The organism is Limnohabitans sp. 2KL-27, from assembly GCF_001269345.1.
Classification (GTDB): domain Bacteria; phylum Pseudomonadota; class Gammaproteobacteria; order Burkholderiales; family Burkholderiaceae_C; genus Limnohabitans_A.
This window is the reverse complement of record NZ_CXOP01000002.1, coordinates 830,314-846,057: the sequence shown is the minus strand read 5'-3', so window position 1 is coordinate 846,057 and position 15,744 is coordinate 830,314. Positions and strand designations below refer to the sequence as shown.

13 protein-coding genes are annotated in these 15,744 nt (G+C 62.0%); all 13 read right to left on the bottom strand.

Features of this window, described 5'->3' with window-relative positions:
• Positions 1-9: 9 nt before the first annotated feature.
• Positions 10-1,239, bottom strand: coding sequence for a cell division protein FtsA (ftsA, locus tag LHAB_RS06860; RefSeq protein WP_090044934.1), 1,230 nt, complete (start codon positions 1,237-1,239; stop codon positions 10-12).
• 40 nt (positions 1,240-1,279) lie between these two features.
• A complete protein-coding gene (locus LHAB_RS06855; protein WP_090044932.1) occupies positions 1,280-2,068 on the bottom strand; it encodes a cell division protein FtsQ/DivIB in 789 nt (262 codons plus the stop codon).
• Positions 2,065-3,021, bottom strand: a complete 957-nt coding sequence (locus tag LHAB_RS06850; RefSeq protein ID WP_090047752.1) for a D-alanine--D-alanine ligase — start codon at positions 3,019-3,021, stop codon at positions 2,065-2,067. Before LHAB_RS06850 ends, LHAB_RS06855 begins: the two co-directional genes overlap by 4 nt.
• An 86-nt stretch (positions 3,022-3,107) precedes the next feature.
• The gene (gene murC, locus LHAB_RS06845) at positions 3,108-4,517 is read right to left on the bottom strand and encodes a UDP-N-acetylmuramate--L-alanine ligase (protein ID WP_090044931.1); all 1,410 of its coding nucleotides are present in this window, start codon (positions 4,515-4,517) and stop codon (positions 3,108-3,110) included.
• Positions 4,514-5,578, bottom strand: a complete 1,065-nt coding sequence (murG, locus tag LHAB_RS06840; RefSeq protein WP_090044929.1) for an undecaprenyldiphospho-muramoylpentapeptide beta-N-acetylglucosaminyltransferase — start codon at positions 5,576-5,578, stop codon at positions 4,514-4,516. Before murG ends, murC begins: the two co-directional genes overlap by 4 nt.
• Positions 5,575-6,816 carry a putative lipid II flippase FtsW gene (ftsW, locus tag LHAB_RS06835; protein WP_369814128.1) on the bottom strand — a complete coding sequence of 414 codons (1,242 nt, stop codon included), beginning with the start codon at positions 6,814-6,816 and terminating at the stop codon, positions 5,575-5,577. The genes murG and ftsW overlap by 4 nt, the downstream gene beginning before the upstream one ends.
• Before the next feature lie 56 nt (positions 6,817-6,872).
• On the bottom strand, positions 6,873-8,645 hold the full coding sequence (gene murD, locus LHAB_RS06830) for a UDP-N-acetylmuramoyl-L-alanine--D-glutamate ligase (RefSeq protein ID WP_090044926.1): 1,773 nt from the start codon (positions 8,643-8,645) through the stop codon (positions 6,873-6,875).
• A gap of 3 nt (positions 8,646-8,648) precedes the next feature.
• Positions 8,649-9,827: a phospho-N-acetylmuramoyl-pentapeptide-transferase gene (gene mraY, locus LHAB_RS06825; protein ID WP_090044925.1), complete on the bottom strand. Its 1,179-nt coding sequence runs from the start codon at positions 9,825-9,827 to the stop codon at positions 8,649-8,651.
• Positions 9,817-11,268: a UDP-N-acetylmuramoyl-tripeptide--D-alanyl-D-alanine ligase gene (gene murF / locus LHAB_RS06820; protein WP_228763371.1), complete on the bottom strand. Its 1,452-nt coding sequence runs from the start codon at positions 11,266-11,268 to the stop codon at positions 9,817-9,819. The genes mraY and murF overlap by 11 nt, the downstream gene beginning before the upstream one ends.
• A complete protein-coding gene (locus tag LHAB_RS06815) occupies positions 11,265-12,797 on the bottom strand; it encodes a UDP-N-acetylmuramoyl-L-alanyl-D-glutamate--2,6-diaminopimelate ligase (protein ID WP_090044923.1) in 1,533 nt (510 codons plus the stop codon). The genes murF and LHAB_RS06815 overlap by 4 nt, the downstream gene beginning before the upstream one ends.
• Complete coding sequence (locus LHAB_RS06810; protein WP_090044921.1) at positions 12,797-14,530, bottom strand: peptidoglycan D,D-transpeptidase FtsI family protein; 1,734 nt, start codon at positions 14,528-14,530, stop codon at positions 12,797-12,799. Before LHAB_RS06810 ends, LHAB_RS06815 begins: the two co-directional genes overlap by 1 nt.
• On the bottom strand, positions 14,527-14,817 hold the full coding sequence (gene ftsL / locus LHAB_RS06805) for a cell division protein FtsL (RefSeq protein ID WP_090044920.1): 291 nt from the start codon (positions 14,815-14,817) through the stop codon (positions 14,527-14,529). The genes LHAB_RS06810 and ftsL overlap by 4 nt, the downstream gene beginning before the upstream one ends.
• A complete protein-coding gene (gene rsmH, locus LHAB_RS06800) occupies positions 14,814-15,743 on the bottom strand; it encodes a 16S rRNA (cytosine(1402)-N(4))-methyltransferase RsmH (RefSeq protein ID WP_090044918.1) in 930 nt (309 codons plus the stop codon). Before rsmH ends, ftsL begins: the two co-directional genes overlap by 4 nt.
• Between the last annotated feature and the right edge of the window lies 1 nt (position 15,744).

Genomic DNA, 15,744 nt, shown 5'->3' with positions numbered 1-15,744 from the left:
TCCAATTCATCAGAAGTTCCCCACAATGAAATCTTTGAAGCGGCCAAAAGCGTTGTTCACAGAACTCTTCTTTTGCGTCACTTTGTAACCGCGCAGGCGGGCCAAGCGGGCTTCTTCCAGGAGGCCCATCACGGTCGCGGCACGGGGCTGGCTGACCATGTCGGCCAGGCCCCCCGCATATTTGGGCAAGCCACGGCGCACGGGCTTGAGGAAGATGTCTTCACCGAGCTCGACCATGCCCGGCATGACCGCGCTGCCGCCCGTGAGCACAATGCCTGAGGACAGCACTTCTTCGTAGCCCGACTCGCGAATGACTTGATGCACCAGCGAAAAAATTTCCTCGATGCGCGGCTCGATCACACCCGCCAAAGCTTGGCGGCTGAGCATGCGCGGGCCACGGTCACCCAAACCGGGCACCTCCACCTGCGCATCGGGGTCGGCCAGCAATTGCTTGGCGTATCCGCTTTCGACTTTGATGTCCTCTGCATCCTTGGTGGGGGTGCGCAAGGCCATGGCGATGTCGCTGGTGATCAGGTCACCTGCGATCGGGATGACGGCGGTGTGGCGGATCGAACCGTTGGCAAAAATCGCCACATCGGTCGTGCCCGCGCCAATGTCCACGCAAACCACGCCCAGCTCGCGTTCGTCTTCCGACAAAACCGCCAAACTTGACGATTGGGGGTTGAGCAACAACTGATCGACTTCCAGGCCACAGCGGCGCACACACTTGATGATGTTTTCGGCCGCACTCTGCGCACCGGTGACGATGTGCACCTTGGCTTCCAGACGCATGCCGCTCATGCCAATCGGCTCTTTGACTTCCTGGCCATCGATCACAAACTCTTGCGGCGCCACCAACAGCAAACGCTGGTCGGTGGAGATGTTGATGGCACGGGCCGTTTCCATCACGCGGGCCACATCGGCTTGCGTGACTTCCTTGTCCTTGATGGCCACCATGCCGCTGGAGTTGATGCCGCGAATGTGACTGCCCGTGATGCCGACATTGACGCGGGTGATTTTGCAATCGGCCATCAGCTCGGCTTCTTTGAGGGCCTGCTGGATACTTTGCACCGTGGCATCGATGTTGACGACCACGCCCCGCTTGAGGCCATTGCCGGGCGCAATGCCCAAGCCGGCGATCTTGAGCTCACCGTCTGGCATCACCTCGGCCACCACCGCCATGACTTTGGAGGTGCCAATGTCCAAGCCCACCACCAAATCTTTGTACTCTTTTGCCATTTGATTCACCGTTTCCGTTTCATTCTTTTGTCTTGAACCATCAAAGCTTTTTCTTGCCGTCTGCTTCCAAGGTGGTGACACCCCGCAAGCGCAAGGCATAGCCATCCTTGTGACGCAAATCCGCCCCGGCCAAAGCGGTCGGTGTGCGGCCATAACGGGCTGTCACTTGCGACAGCGTCCTGAAAAACACTTTGAGCTGGGCGGTGATCTCCGCCTCCGTGCCACGCCCCAACTCCAGCAGCGCGCCGCTGTCGGTCACCACACGCCAGTTGCCCCGGGGCGTGAGTTCCAACTGTTCAATGCCCATGTCCACCGCCTCGAACATCGGCAGCAAATGGCGGTACATCTGCACCACGCTCTGGGACTGCGCATCGGGGCCTTTGAGGCGCGGCAGTTTGTCCACATCCACGTCTTCGACATTGGCCTCGAACACGCGGCTTTGTTGGTTCACCATCTTGTTGGCACTGTCGTCGCCCCACAACGCCATGGGTTCATGCTCGACCAAAACCGCTTTGAGGCGGTTGGGGAAATCACGGTGCACCACCGCCTCCCGAACCCAAGGCACGGTCTCGAAGGCGTCGCGCGTGTGTTTGAGATCGATGGTGAAAAAATTGCCACTGAGCTGCGGCATGACGTTGGCCCGCAAGGTCACAGCATTGTTGCGCGTGACCTCGCCTTGCACCGTGATCGCCTGGATCGCAAACACGGGATGGCGCAGCAACCACCAGGCTCCGCCCCCCAGGACCAGCAGCGCGAACACCGCTGTCAGCCAAGCTGCCGCCATGTTCATGAGCCGGATGTCCAGTGGCAAAGCCAACGAGGTTTTCACGCGCGCGCCTCCTGCACATGGTCCAGCGTGGCCGCAGCAATCAACTGGCAGCACAGCGCCTCATAACTGATGCCAGCGGCTTTGGCCGACATGGGCACCAACGAGTGACCGGTCATGCCGGGCGAGGTGTTGATCTCCAGCAGGTAAGGCTGGCGTGTGATGGCATCGATCATCACATCCAAACGACCCCATCCCCTGCAGCCGAGAACCTGGTACGCCTGGATGACCAGCGCCTCGATGGCGGCCTCTTCTGCGGCAGGCAGGCCACTGGGCACCAGGTACTGGGTGTCGTCGGTGAAGTACTTGTTTTGGTAGTCGTAATTGCCCTCGGGGGCCACGATGCGGATCACCGGCAAGGCCTTGGCCGACTGCGCTTGCCCCATGACCGGGCAAGTGACCTCATCGCCCACAATGCACTGCTCGCACAGGATGTCGGTATCGCACTGCGCGGCTGTCGCCAGCGCCGCAGGCAGGTCTTGGACACGCTCCACTTTGGTCACACCGATCGACGAGCCTTCGCGTGCAGGCTTGACAATCATGGGCAAGCCCAAAGCCTCAATCAAGCCAGCCATCGACACACTGCCCAGCTCTTCCCGTCGCACCAGCACATAAGTCGGAGTGGGCAGGCCTTCGGCCAACCAGACGCGCTTGGTCATGACCTTGTCCATGGCGATGCTCGACGACATCACACCCGAGCCGGTATAGGGGATGCCCAGCAACTCCAAGGCCCCTTGCACTGTGCCGTCTTCGCCATAACGGCCATGCAGCGCAATGAAGCAACGTGAGAAACCGTCCCGCTTGAGTTCACTCAGGTCCCGCTCGGCCGGATCAAACGCATGGGCATCCACGCCCGATGCCCGCAAAGCGTTCAACACGCCCTGCCCCGACATCAAGGAGACCTCGCGCTCGGCCGATTGCCCTCCCATGAGCACCGCCACTTTGCCCAAAGACATGGCCCCCACGCTCCCCACTGCGTGTGGTTCGCTGCCCCCCAAGGGGGCCTTCGCAACTTGGGACGGCCCGGCGTTGCTCAATGCATTCATGCGGCACCTCCCAATTCGACCACTTGGGCGGGCACGGCCCCGATGGAGCCTGCCCCCATGCAGATCACCACATCGCCATCACGGGCGTTGCCAAGCACGGCTTGGGGCATGTCGGCAATCGCGTCCACAAAGACCGGTTCGACCTTGCCCGCCACCCGCAGTGCTCGCGCCAACGAGCGGCCATCGGCGGCCACGATGGGGGCTTCACCGGCCGCATAGACCTCGGACAGCAGCACGCTGTCGCAACCCTGACCAATGACTTTCACGAAGTCTTCAAAACAATCCCGCGTGCGGCTGTAGCGGTGCGGTTGGAACGCCAACACCAGACGGCGTCCCGGGAATGCGCCACGGGCGGCTGCCAGCGTGGCCGCCATCTCGACCGGATGGTGGCCGTAATCGTCGATGACGGTGAAGCGGCCTTGTCCATCGGCCGTGGCCACTTCCCCATAACGTTGGAAGCGGCGGCCCACGCCCTTGAACTGGGCCAGTGCGCGTTGCACAGCCGCATCATCCACACCCAATTCGACGGCCACGGAAATGGCGGCCAAGGCATTGAGCACGTTGTGCACACCGGGCAAATTCAACACGATGGGCAGGTCGGGCAAGGTCACACCGTTGCGCCGTTGCACCGTGAAGTGCATCTGCCCGTTTTGGGCGCGCACATCCACCGCGCGGACCTGGGCACCTTCGTTGAGGCCATAGGTGGTCACCGGGCGGGCGATGCCCTCCAAAATGGACTGCACGCCATGGTCGTCCGAGCAGACAATGGCCGTACCGTAAAAAGGCATGCGGTGTAAAAACTCGACAAAAGCCGCCTTGAGTTTGGCCAGGTCGTGGCCATAGGTTTCCATGTGGTCGGCGTCGATGTTGGTCACCACCGCCATCACGGGCAACAGGTTCAAAAACGAGGCATCGGACTCGTCGGCTTCCACCACGATGTAGTCGCCCGTGCCCAACTTGGCATTGGCGCCTGCACTGTTCAATCGGCCGCCGATCACAAAGGTCGGGTCCAGTCCGGCCTCGGCCAGCACACTGGCCACCAAGCTGGTGGTGGTGGTTTTGCCGTGTGTGCCGGCAATGGCCACACCTTGCTTCATGCGCATCAACTCGGCCAGCATGACAGCCCGCGGCACGATGGGGATGTGGCGAGCCCGTGCGGCCAGCACCTCGGGGTTATCGGCTTTCACGGCGGTCGATGTGACCACGGCATCGGCGTCTTGGACGTTGCCCGCGCTGTGGCCCACATGGGTGTCGATGCCCAAAGCCGCCAGGCGCTGCAGCGTGGCACTTTCGGACAAATCGGAGCCGGAAATCTGGTAACCCAGATTGAGCAACACTTCGGCAATGCCGCTCATGCCCGAGCCGCCGATGCCGATGAAGTGGATTTTCCGGATGGCGTGTTTCATGCCACCAACTCCTCACAAGCCATCACAACCTCCCTGGTCGCATTTGTTTTTTTCTGTGCATGGGCTTTTTGCGCCACGTCCCGCAATGTGTCTCGGCTCAAGCCCGTCAGGCGCTCGGCCAGACTTTGCGCTGTCAAGTCGGCCTGAGGCACCAGCCAGCCGCCGCCGGATGCCACCAAAAACCGCGCATTGGTGGTCTGGTGGTCGTCGACAGCAAACGGGAAAGGCACCAACAAAGCGGCCACGCCTACCGCGGCGAGCTCGGTCACGGTGCTGGCGCCAGCGCGGCAGATCACCAAATCGGCCTGTGCAAAGGCGCTGGCCGTGTCGTCGATGAACGGCGTCAATTCGGCTTGCACACCTGCGGCCGAGTAGTTGGCACGCAGCGCATCAATTTGTTTGGCGCCGCTTTGGTGAATGACCTGCGGACGTGTGGCCTCGGGCATCAAGGCCAAGGCCTGCGGCACGATGTCGTTCAGGGCCTTGGCCCCCAGGCTGCCGCCCACCACCAGCACACGCAAGGGGCCACTGCGTCCGGCAAAGCGTTCAGCGGGTGCGGCCTGTTCTGTGAAAGCGCGGCGCAAGGGGTTGCCCACCCATTGCCCGATTTTGAAGACACCGGGGAAGGCGGTGAACACGCGGTCGGCCAATTGCGCCAGCACCTTGTTGGCCAGACCCGCCACCGAATTTTGTTCGTGCAGCACCAAGGGCTTGCCCCACAGGCTGGCCATCATGCCGCCCGGGAAAGTGATGTAGCCGCCCAAGCCCAGCACCACATCGGGCTTGACCCGGCGCACCACCAGCAGGCTTTGCCAGAAAGCACGCAGCAGCTTGAGTGGCAAGAAGGCCAGTGTTGCGAGCCCCTTGCCGCGCACGCCGCCAAAAGCCACCGCCTCAAAGGCGAAGCCGCGCGGCGGTACCAACTGGCTTTCCATGCTGTCCGGCGCGCCCAACCAGTGCACGCGCCAACCTGCATCACGCAAGGCCTCGGCCACAGCCAGACCCGGGAAGATGTGTCCCCCCGTGCCGCCTGCCATGACCAGTGCGCATTTCTGCGTCATGCCCGGCCCCCACGCATCATCTGTTTGTTTTCGGCGTCGATGCGCAACACCACCGCGATGGCAATCAGATTCATCATGATGGCCGAACCGCCGTAACTCATCAAAGGCAGTGTCAGGCCCTTGGTGGGCAACGCGCCCAAATTCACACCCATGTTGATGAAGGCCTGAAAGCCGATCCAGATGCCCACGCCTTGCGCCACCAGCCCAGAGAACACCTTGTCCAGGGCGATGGCTTGGCGGCCAATCACCATGATGCGGCGGCTGAGCCATAAAAACAGGCAGATCACCAAGCTCACGCCCACCAAACCAAACTCTTCACCGATCACCGCCAATAAAAAGTCGGTGTGGGCCTCTGGCAACCAATGCAACTTCTCGACACTGCCGCCCAAACCCACGCCCCAGACTTCACCGCGACCGATCGCAATCAGCGAATGCGACAGCTGGTAGCCCTTGCCCAAAGCGTGCTCGGCACTGAAGGGGTCCAGGTAAGCAAAGATGCGGTCCCTGCGCCAAGGGGATGCGGCAATCATCACCACAAACGCCCCCACCAGCACCGCAAAAATCAGAAAGAACATGCGGGCGTTCACACCACCCAAGAACAGGATGCCCATGGCAATGATGGCGATCACCATGAAGGCCCCCATGTCAGGCTCGGCCAGCAAAAACACCCCGGCTAAGGCCACGGCCGCCCCCATGGGCAAGACGGCGCGGAAGAACCGCTCTTTGACGTCCATCTTGCGCACCATGTAATCGGCCGCATAAATGATGGTGGCAAATTTCGCCAATTCAGAGGGCTGAAAATTCATGACGCCAAAGGAAATCCAGCGCCGCGCACCGTTGACGCCCTTGCCGATGAAAGGAATCAGCACCAAGGCCAGCAGCACCAAGGACACCACAAACAAGGGTCTGGCTACTTTTTCCCAAGTTTCGGTGGGCACCTGAAAAGCCAGCAAAGCCATGACACTGCCCACGAGCATGGAGATCACATGACGCGTCAAAAAATGGGTTTGTGTGTAACGCGAAAAACGGGGGTTGTCCGGCATGGCGATCGATGCCGAGTACACCATGACCATGCCCCACATGAGCAAGGCAACCACCACCCAGACGAGGGCTTGGTCCACGCTTTGCAAGCGGGTGCCCGATCCCGCAACGTTGCGTGCGAAATCGTAACTGCCCAAATTGACAGGCAAACCCTGTGCGCCCGCTGCCTGACCGCCCGATGCACGACCCGTGATCACCTGGCCCCAATGGGCGACGCCTGCCTGCAGTCGTTGCGGGAATGACAGCGCTTCGCTCACAGCACGCCCTCCATGGCCACACCTGCCGCTTCGGCCAAACCGGCCACAGCGTGAACAAACACCTCGGCACGGTGGCCGTAGTTGTCAAACATGTCAAAGCTCGCGCATGCGGGCGACATCAAGACCGCATCACCACTGCGGGCGATGGCCGCAGCTTGCTTGACGGCGGCATGCATATCGGCGGCGTCGTGCAGTGGCACGTGGGTGCCTTGCAGCGCTTCACGGATCACGGGCGCGTCGCGGCCGATCAAGACCACGCCCCGGGCAAAACGCTGGACGGGATCGGCCAATGGGGAAAAGTCCTGACCTTTGCCGTCGCCGCCCAAAATGACCACCACGCGGCGGTCTGCGCCCAGGCCTTGCAAGGCGGCCACCGTCGCGCCCACGTTGGTGCCCTTGCTGTCGTCAAAAAATTCGACCTCATGGACAATCGCCACCGGTTCGACACGGTGCGGCTCGCCTCGGTATTCGCGCAGGCCATAGAGCATGGGACCCAAAGCGCAACCTGCGCTGCTGGCCAGCGCCAGCGCAGCGAGCGCATTGACCGCATTGTGGCGACCGCGAATGCGCAAGGCGTCAGCAGGCATCAGTCGCTGAATGTGCAACTCTTCTGCCGCATCTTTGCGACGGCGACGTGTTTCATCGGCTTCCAGAGCGCGCACCAGCCAGGTCATGCCGTGTGTGACTTCGATGCCAAAGTCGCCCGGGCGCTGGGGCATGTCGCCACCAAACAGCACGCCAGCGCGCTCGACAGGCTTTTGCAACTTCACGCGCACAGGCTCGGGCCGCATGGCCATGACCAGCCGGTCTTCCCGATTGAGCACCATGAGGGCCTGCGCACCAAATATGCGGGCTTTGGCGGCGGCATAGGCGGCCATGCTGCCATGCCAGTCCAGGTGGTCTTGCGAAATGTTGAGCACCGTGGCGGCAGTTGGCTCAAAGCCCTCACTGCTGTCGAGCTGGAAGCTCGACAGCTCCAGCACCCACACCTGGGGCAGTGCCTGGGCCATGGGGTCCTGCACCGCAGGCGCAACAGGCAGCGGCAGTTCAGCGGCGGTCTCGTCATCCAAGCTGTCCAACGCCTCGTCGGCATCGGGGGTATCGGGGGTATCGGCAGCTTGGCTTGCGGGTTCATGCTGAGCTTGGACTGGGGTGGCAGTTTCTGGGGCCGTCATGACCGATGGCTGCTCACTGACCTCGTCTTGGTTTTCAAGCGCAGCGGCGGCGCGCTCTGCTGCTTCTTGCTCGACCTGAACTTGCGCTTGCGCCATGGCTTCGGTCAAGGTGTCCAGCAGCGTGGGGCCGATGTTGCCGGCCACTTTCACGGTTTTGCCCGCACGCGCCACCAACTGCCCAGTGAGCGATGTGACCGTGGTCTTGCCGTTGGTGCCGGTGATGGCCAGCACCTGCGGGGCATAGCCAAAGCGTGCCTTCAAATCTTCCAAACCAGCGGCGAACAAGCTCAGCTCGCCGCCTTGCCAAAGGCCCATGCTGCGCGCTGCATCCATCACAGGGGCCACCACCTCAGGGGCCAGGCCCGGGCTGCGAAACACGGCACGCACCGATGCGCCTTCGACCAAGCTGGCCTCAAAGGGGCCGGGCACAAAGCGCACAGCAGGCCACTCGGCCTGCAAAGCGGCCAACTGTGGCGGCGTGTCTCGGGTATCGGCCACGGTCACGTCGGCTCCGGCATGCGCGCACCAGCGGGCCATCGCCAAGCCCGAAGCACCCAAACCGAGAATCAGAACGTGTTGACCTTGGAGCTGCATGTCTTACCTCAGCTTCAGGGTCGACAAGCCGACCAGACACAGCAGCATGGTGATGATCCAGAAACGCACCACGACTTGCGTTTCCTTCCAGCCGCTCTTTTCAAAATGGTGGTGCAAGGGCGCCATCTTCAGGATGCGTCTACCCTCGCCGTATTTTTTCTTGGTGTACTTGAAGTACGTGACCTGCGCCATCACCGACAAGGCTTCGACCACGAAGATGCCGCCCATGATGGCCAGCACGATTTCGGCGCGCACGATAACCGCGATGGTGCCCAGTGCTGCGCCCAATGCCAGCGCGCCCACGTCACCCATGAAGACTTGGGCCGGATGGGTGTTGAACCACAAAAAGGCCAGGCCCGCGCCCGCCATGGCCGCGCAAAAGATCAGCAACTCGCCCGAACCCGGAATGTACGGAAAGAACAAGTACTTGGAATACACAGCGCTGCCCGTGACGTAGGCGAACACCCCCAGTGCCGAGCCCACCATCACCACCGGCATGATGGCCAGCCCGTCCAAACCGTCGGTGAGGTTGACCGCATTGCTGGACCCCACGATCACCAGGTACGTCAGCAACACAAAACCCAACACACCCAGCGGGTAGTTGATTTCCTTGAAGAAGGGCACCTGCAAACCGGCTTTGGGCGGCAGGCTCACGTCAAAGCCCGACATGACCCACTGGCCAAACAAGTCCAGCACGCGCAGGTTGGACACTTCGGAAATGCTGAAGACCAGATACAGCGCGGCCAGCAAGCCGATGACCGATTGCCAGAAGTACTTTTCGCGTGAGCGCATGCCCTCCGGGTCTTTGTTGACCACCTTGCGCCAGTCGTCGACCCAGCCAATGGCCCCAAAACCCAGGGTGACGATCAACACAATCCAGACAAAACGGTTGGACAGGTCAAACCACAGCAAAGTGGAGATGGCGATCGACAACAAGATGAGCACGCCGCCCATGGTGGGGGTACCGCTTTTGGCCAGGTGTGACTCCATGCCATAGCCACGGATGGGCTGGCCGATCTTGAGCGAAGTCAAGCGGCGTATCACCCAAGGGCCTGCAGCCAAGCCGATCAAGAGCGCCGTCATGGCGGCCATCACAGCTCGGAAAGTGATGTATTGGAAAACACGCAAAAAACCCCATTCAGGGGACAAACTTTGCAACCATTGGGCCAGGCTAAGCAGCATGGGGCTCCCCTTTTTTATCTTTGTTTTGACTGTTCTGGCCTTCGACATGCGACATCAGCGCCTGAACCACGCGCTCCATCTTCATGAAACGCGAGCCTTTGACCACCACACTGCGGAACTCGCCCAACTGCCCGGTGACCGCCGCCAGCAAACTGTCCATGTCCTGGAAGTGCCGGGCGGCACCAAAGGCCTGGGCACTGTGCAGGCACAAATCGCCCAAGGTGAAGAAAGCTTCGATCTCGCGCTCGGCGGCATAGCGGCCCACCTCGGCGTGGAACTCGGGGCCTTGGTTGCCCACTTCGCCCATGTCGCCCAGCACCAGCAAACGTGGCGCAGGCAACTCGGCCAAAACATCGATGGCGGCGCGCACCGAGTCGGGGTTGGCGTTGTAGGTGTCGTCGATCACGGTGATGCCGTGGCCACTGCTTTCCAGCACCAGCGCACGCGAACGCCCCTTGACCGGCTCAAAAGCCACCAGACCCTGGACCACGGCGGCCAAGGGCACGCCAGCGGCCAAAGCGCAGGCCGTTGCGGCCAAAGCATTTTTGACGTTGTGTCGTCCAGCAATGTGCAAACGAACGGGCGCAGTGCCCTCGGGCGTTTGGAGGGTGAACTGCCAAGCGCCCGACTGCCAGGCCAACACAGCAGCGCGCACATCGGCCTGTCCGTGAGACGCCATGGCAAAGCAGCGAGTTGCGCGCTGACCTGACAAGCCCTGCCAGATCGGGGTGTAGGCATCGTCGCCTGGGAACACCGCCAAGCCTTCGGGTGGCAAGGCTTGCAGCACGGCCCCGTTTTCATGCGCCACGGCCTCCACCGTGCCCATGAACTCTTGGTGCTCGCGCTGCGCATTGTTGACCAGTGCCACAGTGGGCCGAGCCAGTCGGGCCAGGTAGGCGATTTCGCCGGGATGGTTCATGCCCAACTCGACCACGGCGATGCGGTGGTGAGCCCGCAAATTGAACAAGGTCAGGGGCACGCCAATGTCGTTGTTCAGGTTGCCCTGGGTGGACAAAGCCTTGTCACCTGCATGGGCACGCAAGATGGACGCGATCATTTGCGTCACGGTGGTTTTGCCGTTGCTGCCGGTCACGGCAATCAGCGGCAAACTGAATTGCGCACGCCATCCAGCCGCCAGCTCACCCAAAGCGATGCGCGCATCGGGCACCACCAGCGCGGGCATACCGAGCGCTGCTGCTTGAGCCTGCCCAGAGGCCTCGCAAACCACCGCGACGGCGCCTTGCGCCTGGGCTTGGGCGATGAACTGGTTGCCATCAAAACGCTCACCGCGCAAAGCGACAAACAGGTCACCCGCTTGCAGGCTGCGGCTGTCGGTGTGGACCCGGTCGGCCACCACGCCTTGCACATTCACGCCATGGGCCTGGCTCAACCAGCTCAGAGCGAGGTTCAAATTCAGCTTCATGGACACCGGAGCGATCATGCGAGCACTCCCTGCCGCTGTGCAGCGCGTTGCTGCAAAGCCCTGCGCGCCTGCGCCACGTCCGAAAACGGGTGGCGAACACCCATGATGTCCTGCTCGCTTTCGTGGCCTTTGCCAGCCACCAGCACCACGTCTTGCGCGGCCGCTTGGGCCACCGCTTCGGCAATGGCCTTGGCACGGTCAAGTTGAATGTGTGCCAATGGCGGACGGCTCAGGCCTTGGACCATCTCGGCCGCAATCGCCTCGGGCGATTCGCTGCGCGGGTTGTCGCTGGTCAGCACCACTTGGTCGGCCGCTGCTTCGGCTGCAGCCGCCATCAAGGGGCGTTTGCTGGCATCGCGATCCCCCCCACAGCCCAGCACACACCACAGGCGACCACCACGCAGGGCCGCCTGCGACCGCAGCGAGGCCAAGGCCTGGCTGATCGCGTCGGGCGTGTGGGCATAGTCCACGACCACCAGCGGGCATGCGCCATCAGCCTGCGCACCCGGCATGTCAATGGACACGCGCTCCATGCGTCCGGGCACCGCTGCCAGCCGCCCACAGGCCTGCACCGCTTGCGCCAAATCGAAACCCAGGGCGCGCAAACTGCCGATCACACCCAACAGGTTGTCCATGTTGTAGTCGCCCATCAGTTCGGTGTGCAGAACGTGCACGGCGTTGCCCTCGATCACCTCAAATGCCAAACCCTGGCCATGGGGCAAAGCACGCGCTTGCAGACGCGCAGCGCCGCGCCGCGAGCAAGTCCAAACATCCAGCGGCCCGCCCTGTAACTGCTGGGCCAGCACAGCGCCTTGCGCGTCGTCGATGTTGACGACGGCCGACTGCAAGCCGGGCCAAGCAAACAAAGCGGCCTTGGCCGACCAATAGCGGGCCATGTCGCCGTGGTAATCCAGGTGGTCCTGGGTGAAATTGGTGAACACGGCCACGCGGATGGCTGTCCCGTCCAAGCGGTGCTCGGCCAGACCGATGGAAGAGGCTTCGATGGCGCAGTGCGTCACCCCTTCGTGAACAAACTGCCGGAACTGGCGCTGCAGCAGCACCGGGTCGGGCGTCGTCATGCCGGTGCTCACCAGTTCAGGCAAGCGGCCTGCGCCCAAGGTGCCCACCAGCCCACAGGCTTGTTGCAATTCGGGCGCAGACAGCGCCTGGGCCAACCACCAGGCCGTCGATGTTTTGCCATTCGTGCCCGTGACCGCCAGCACGTTCAGGGCCTGGCTGGGGTGTTCGTAATAGGCATCGGCCACCCAGCCCGTTTGCGCCTTGAGTCCTGACATGACCGCCAACTTTGGGGCAACTTCAGCCTGCAGGCCCTGGAGCCAAGGCGCATGGTCCTGCTCCTCCATCAAGCACGCCGCAGCCCCCTGCGCCAGCGCTGCTGCCAGGTAACGCCGTCCGTCGGTGGCGGCACCCGGCCAGGCAATGAAGCCATCACCCGCCTGCACCAAGCGGCTGTCGGTGCGCAGCTCTCCCGTCACGTGCGTGCGCAACCAGCGGGCCGCTTCGGGGGCGTTGTGCAGCATCTGCATCAGAACGACTCCTCCACCGATCTGGCCACGATTTGTGGTTTGACCGCCATGTCGGGCTGCACGCCCATCATGCGCAAGGTTTGCTGCACCGTCTGGCTGAACACAGGCGCGGCCACATCGCCACCGTAATAGCGGCCGTTGCTGGGTTCATCGATCATCACGGCCACCACGATGCGCGGCGCCTCAATCGGGGCCAAACCGACAAAGAAACCCCGGTATTTTTTACCGGCGTAGCCTTTGCCCTCTTGTTTGTGTGCTGTCCCGGTCTTGCCGCCCACCGAGTAACCCATGGTCTGGGCTTTTTGCGCGGTGCCCCCGGGGCCTGCGGCCATTTGCAGCATCTTGCGCATGGCCTTGGCGTTTTCTGCACTGATGACCCGCGTACCTGCAACCTGATGCTCGGCCTTCATCAAGGTGGCGGGCACCACTTCCCCGTCGCGTGCAAACACCGTGTAAGCCCTGGCGACCTGGAACAGGCTGCTGGAGATGCCGTAGCCGTAGCTCATGGTGGCCTGCTCGATGGGGCGCCAGGTTTTGTAGGGCCGCAAACGGCCACTGACGACACCTGGAAAAGGCAGTTGCGGCTTTTGCCCGAAGCCGACCTGCGCAAACATTTCCCACATCTCACGGGGCTGCATTTGCATGGCCATCTTCACCGTGCCCACGTTGCTCGATTTCTGGATCACCTCGTTGACGGTGAGCACACCATGCGGATGGGCGTCGGTGATGGTCGAGCCGGTGATGGTGATGCGACCGGGGGCGGTCTGGATGGGGGTCTCCGGCTTGACCAGGCCTTTTTCCAGCGCCAAGGCCACGGCAAACGGCTTCATGGTCGAGCCCGGCTCAAAGGTGTCGGTCAAGGCCCGGTTGCGCAGCTGCTCGCCACTCAAGTTGACACGTTTGTCTGGCGAATAGCTGGGGTAGTTGGCCAGCGCCAAAATTTCGCCCGACTGCGCGTCGAGCACCACCACACTGCCGGCCTTGGCTTTGTGCTCCAGCACCGCCTCGCGCAGCTTTTGGTAGGCAAAAAACTGGACCTTGCTGTCAATGCTCAGTTGCAAATCCTCGCCATCGACGGGAGGGACCGTCTCGCCCACATCCTCGACGACACGGCCTAAGCGGTCCTTGATCACGCGGCGCGAGCCTGGCTTGCCGGACAGCTGATTCTGAAACACCAGCTCCACACCCTCCTGGCCTTGGTCTTCCACATTGGTAAAGCCCACGATGTGGGCCGCAGCCTCTCCCTCGGGATACAAACGCTTGTATTCCTTGATGTCGTAGACACCCTTGATGCCCAAGGCCAGGATTTGCTTGACCACCGGCTCATCGAGTTGCCTGCGCAACCAGACAAAGGTCTTTTCATCGTCCTTGAGTTTTTTGTCCAACTCGGCAGGGCTCATGTCCAGCAGACGCGCCAGTTCACGCAGCTTGGCCGGATCGCGCTCGATGTCTTCCGGGTTGGCCCAAATGCTGGGCGCCGGCACGCTCGACGCCAGCAGCATGCCATTGCGGTCGAGCACGCGCCCCCGGTTGGCGGGCAAAGTCAGCGTACGCTCAAAACGCACTACACCTTGGCGGATGAAAAAATCATTGGCAATCACCTGTACATAGGCCGCACGCGCAATCAAGCCTGTGAAGCCCAGCGCAATGGCCGCCACAATCAGCTTGCTGCGCCAAACCGGGGTTTTGCTGGCCAGCAGCGGGCTCGATGAGAGCTGGACACTGCGGCTCATGGGCGAGCCTCCTGGCCTGCTGCACCCTGGCTAGAAACGTATTGGGTGATGGCGGGTGAAGCCGTCCGCATTTGCAGTTGCTGTCGCGCAATTTGCTCCACACGCAGCGGCGTGGCCTGCGCCCGGCGTTCCACCTGCAGGCGGTCGTGGTCCACCTCCAGACGCTTGGCTTCTTTTTTGGCCGACTCCAGCGCCATGAACAAACGCCGCGTCTCGTACTGGCTGTGCACCAAAAGCAGCGCACTGACCAAAGCGGCCAGCAGCAAAAAGATGCTCAAGCGCGTCACGCCGGCACCTCGGTGCGCTCGGCCATGCGCATGATGGCGCTGCGCGCACGGGGGTTTGCGCGCACCTCCGCCTCGCTGGGCCGCACACGACCACAGGCCTTCAAGCGCATCTTCACAGGCGCGGCAAAAGGCACCCGGCGGTCCACCACTTCTTTGGAGTGCTTGGCAATGAATTGCTTGACGATGCGGTCTTCCAGCGAATGGAAACTGATCACCACCAACCGCCCCCCAGGAGCCAGCACCTGCAAGCTGGCCTCTAGCGCCTGTTCGAGCTCTTCAAGCTCGGCGTTGATGAAAATCCGAAAAGCCTGAAATGTCCGCGTTGCAGGGTTCTGACCCGGCTCGCGGGTTTTGACCGTGTCAGCCACGAGCTGGGCCAGATCGGTGGTGGTTGAAATTGGGCCCCGCTCTTGTCGGCGAGCCACAAGCGTCTTTGCAATCTGAAAAGCAAACCGTTCTTCGCCATAGTCACGTATCACCTCCGTGATTTGATCCACCGTGGCCGTTGCCAGCCAATCGGCCACACTCTCGCCGCGCGTGGTGTCCATGCGCATGTCGAGCGGGCCCTCAAAACGAAAAGAAAAACCCCTCTCGGGGCTGTCAATTTGGGGAGAGCTGATGCCCAGGTCCATCAGCACACCATCGACGCTGCCAGGCGGCAGTTCACCCAGGTGCGAAAAACCTTCGTGGCGGATCGAAAAACGAGCGTCTGCAATGCGTCCAGCTTCTGCAATGGCTTCGAGGTCTTTGTCAAAGGCTTGCAAGCGGCCTTGCGCCGAAAGGCGAGAAAGAATCAGGCGGGAATGCCCGCCGCGCCCAAACGTGGCATCGACATAAGCGCCGTCAGCGCCCGCAGAGGCCTCGAGCAATTCGTCCACGGCCTCCTTCAAGAGCACGGTGGTGTGGGTCAGTGCAGCTTCGGTCATG

Bases quoted from the DNA above. Each gene is read 5' to 3' on its own strand.
- ftsA (WP_090044934.1), bottom strand. From the start codon at position 1,239: ATGGCAAAAGAGTACAAAGATTTGGTGGTGGGCTTGGACATTGGCACC.
- LHAB_RS06850 (WP_090047752.1), bottom strand. From the start codon at position 3,021: ATGTCTTTGGGCAAAGTGGCGGTGCTCATGGGAGGGCAATCGGCCGAG.
- murC (WP_090044931.1), bottom strand. From the start codon at position 4,517: ATGAAACACGCCATCCGGAAAATCCACTTCATCGGCATCGGCGGCTCG.
- murG (WP_090044929.1), bottom strand. From the start codon at position 5,578: ATGACGCAGAAATGCGCACTGGTCATGGCAGGCGGCACGGGGGGACAC.
- murD (WP_090044926.1), bottom strand. From the start codon at position 8,645: ATGCAGCTCCAAGGTCAACACGTTCTGATTCTCGGTTTGGGTGCTTCG.
- mraY (WP_090044925.1), bottom strand. From the start codon at position 9,827: ATGCTGCTTAGCCTGGCCCAATGGTTGCAAAGTTTGTCCCCTGAATGG.
- murF (WP_228763371.1), bottom strand. From the start codon at position 11,268: ATGATCGCTCCGGTGTCCATGAAGCTGAATTTGAACCTCGCTCTGAGC.
- LHAB_RS06815 (WP_090044923.1), bottom strand. From the start codon at position 12,797: ATGCAGATGCTGCACAACGCCCCCGAAGCGGCCCGCTGGTTGCGCACG.
- LHAB_RS06810 (WP_090044921.1), bottom strand. From the start codon at position 14,530: ATGAGCCGCAGTGTCCAGCTCTCATCGAGCCCGCTGCTGGCCAGCAAA.
- rsmH (WP_090044918.1), bottom strand. From the start codon at position 15,743: ATGACCGAAGCTGCACTGACCCACACCACCGTGCTCTTGAAGGAGGCC.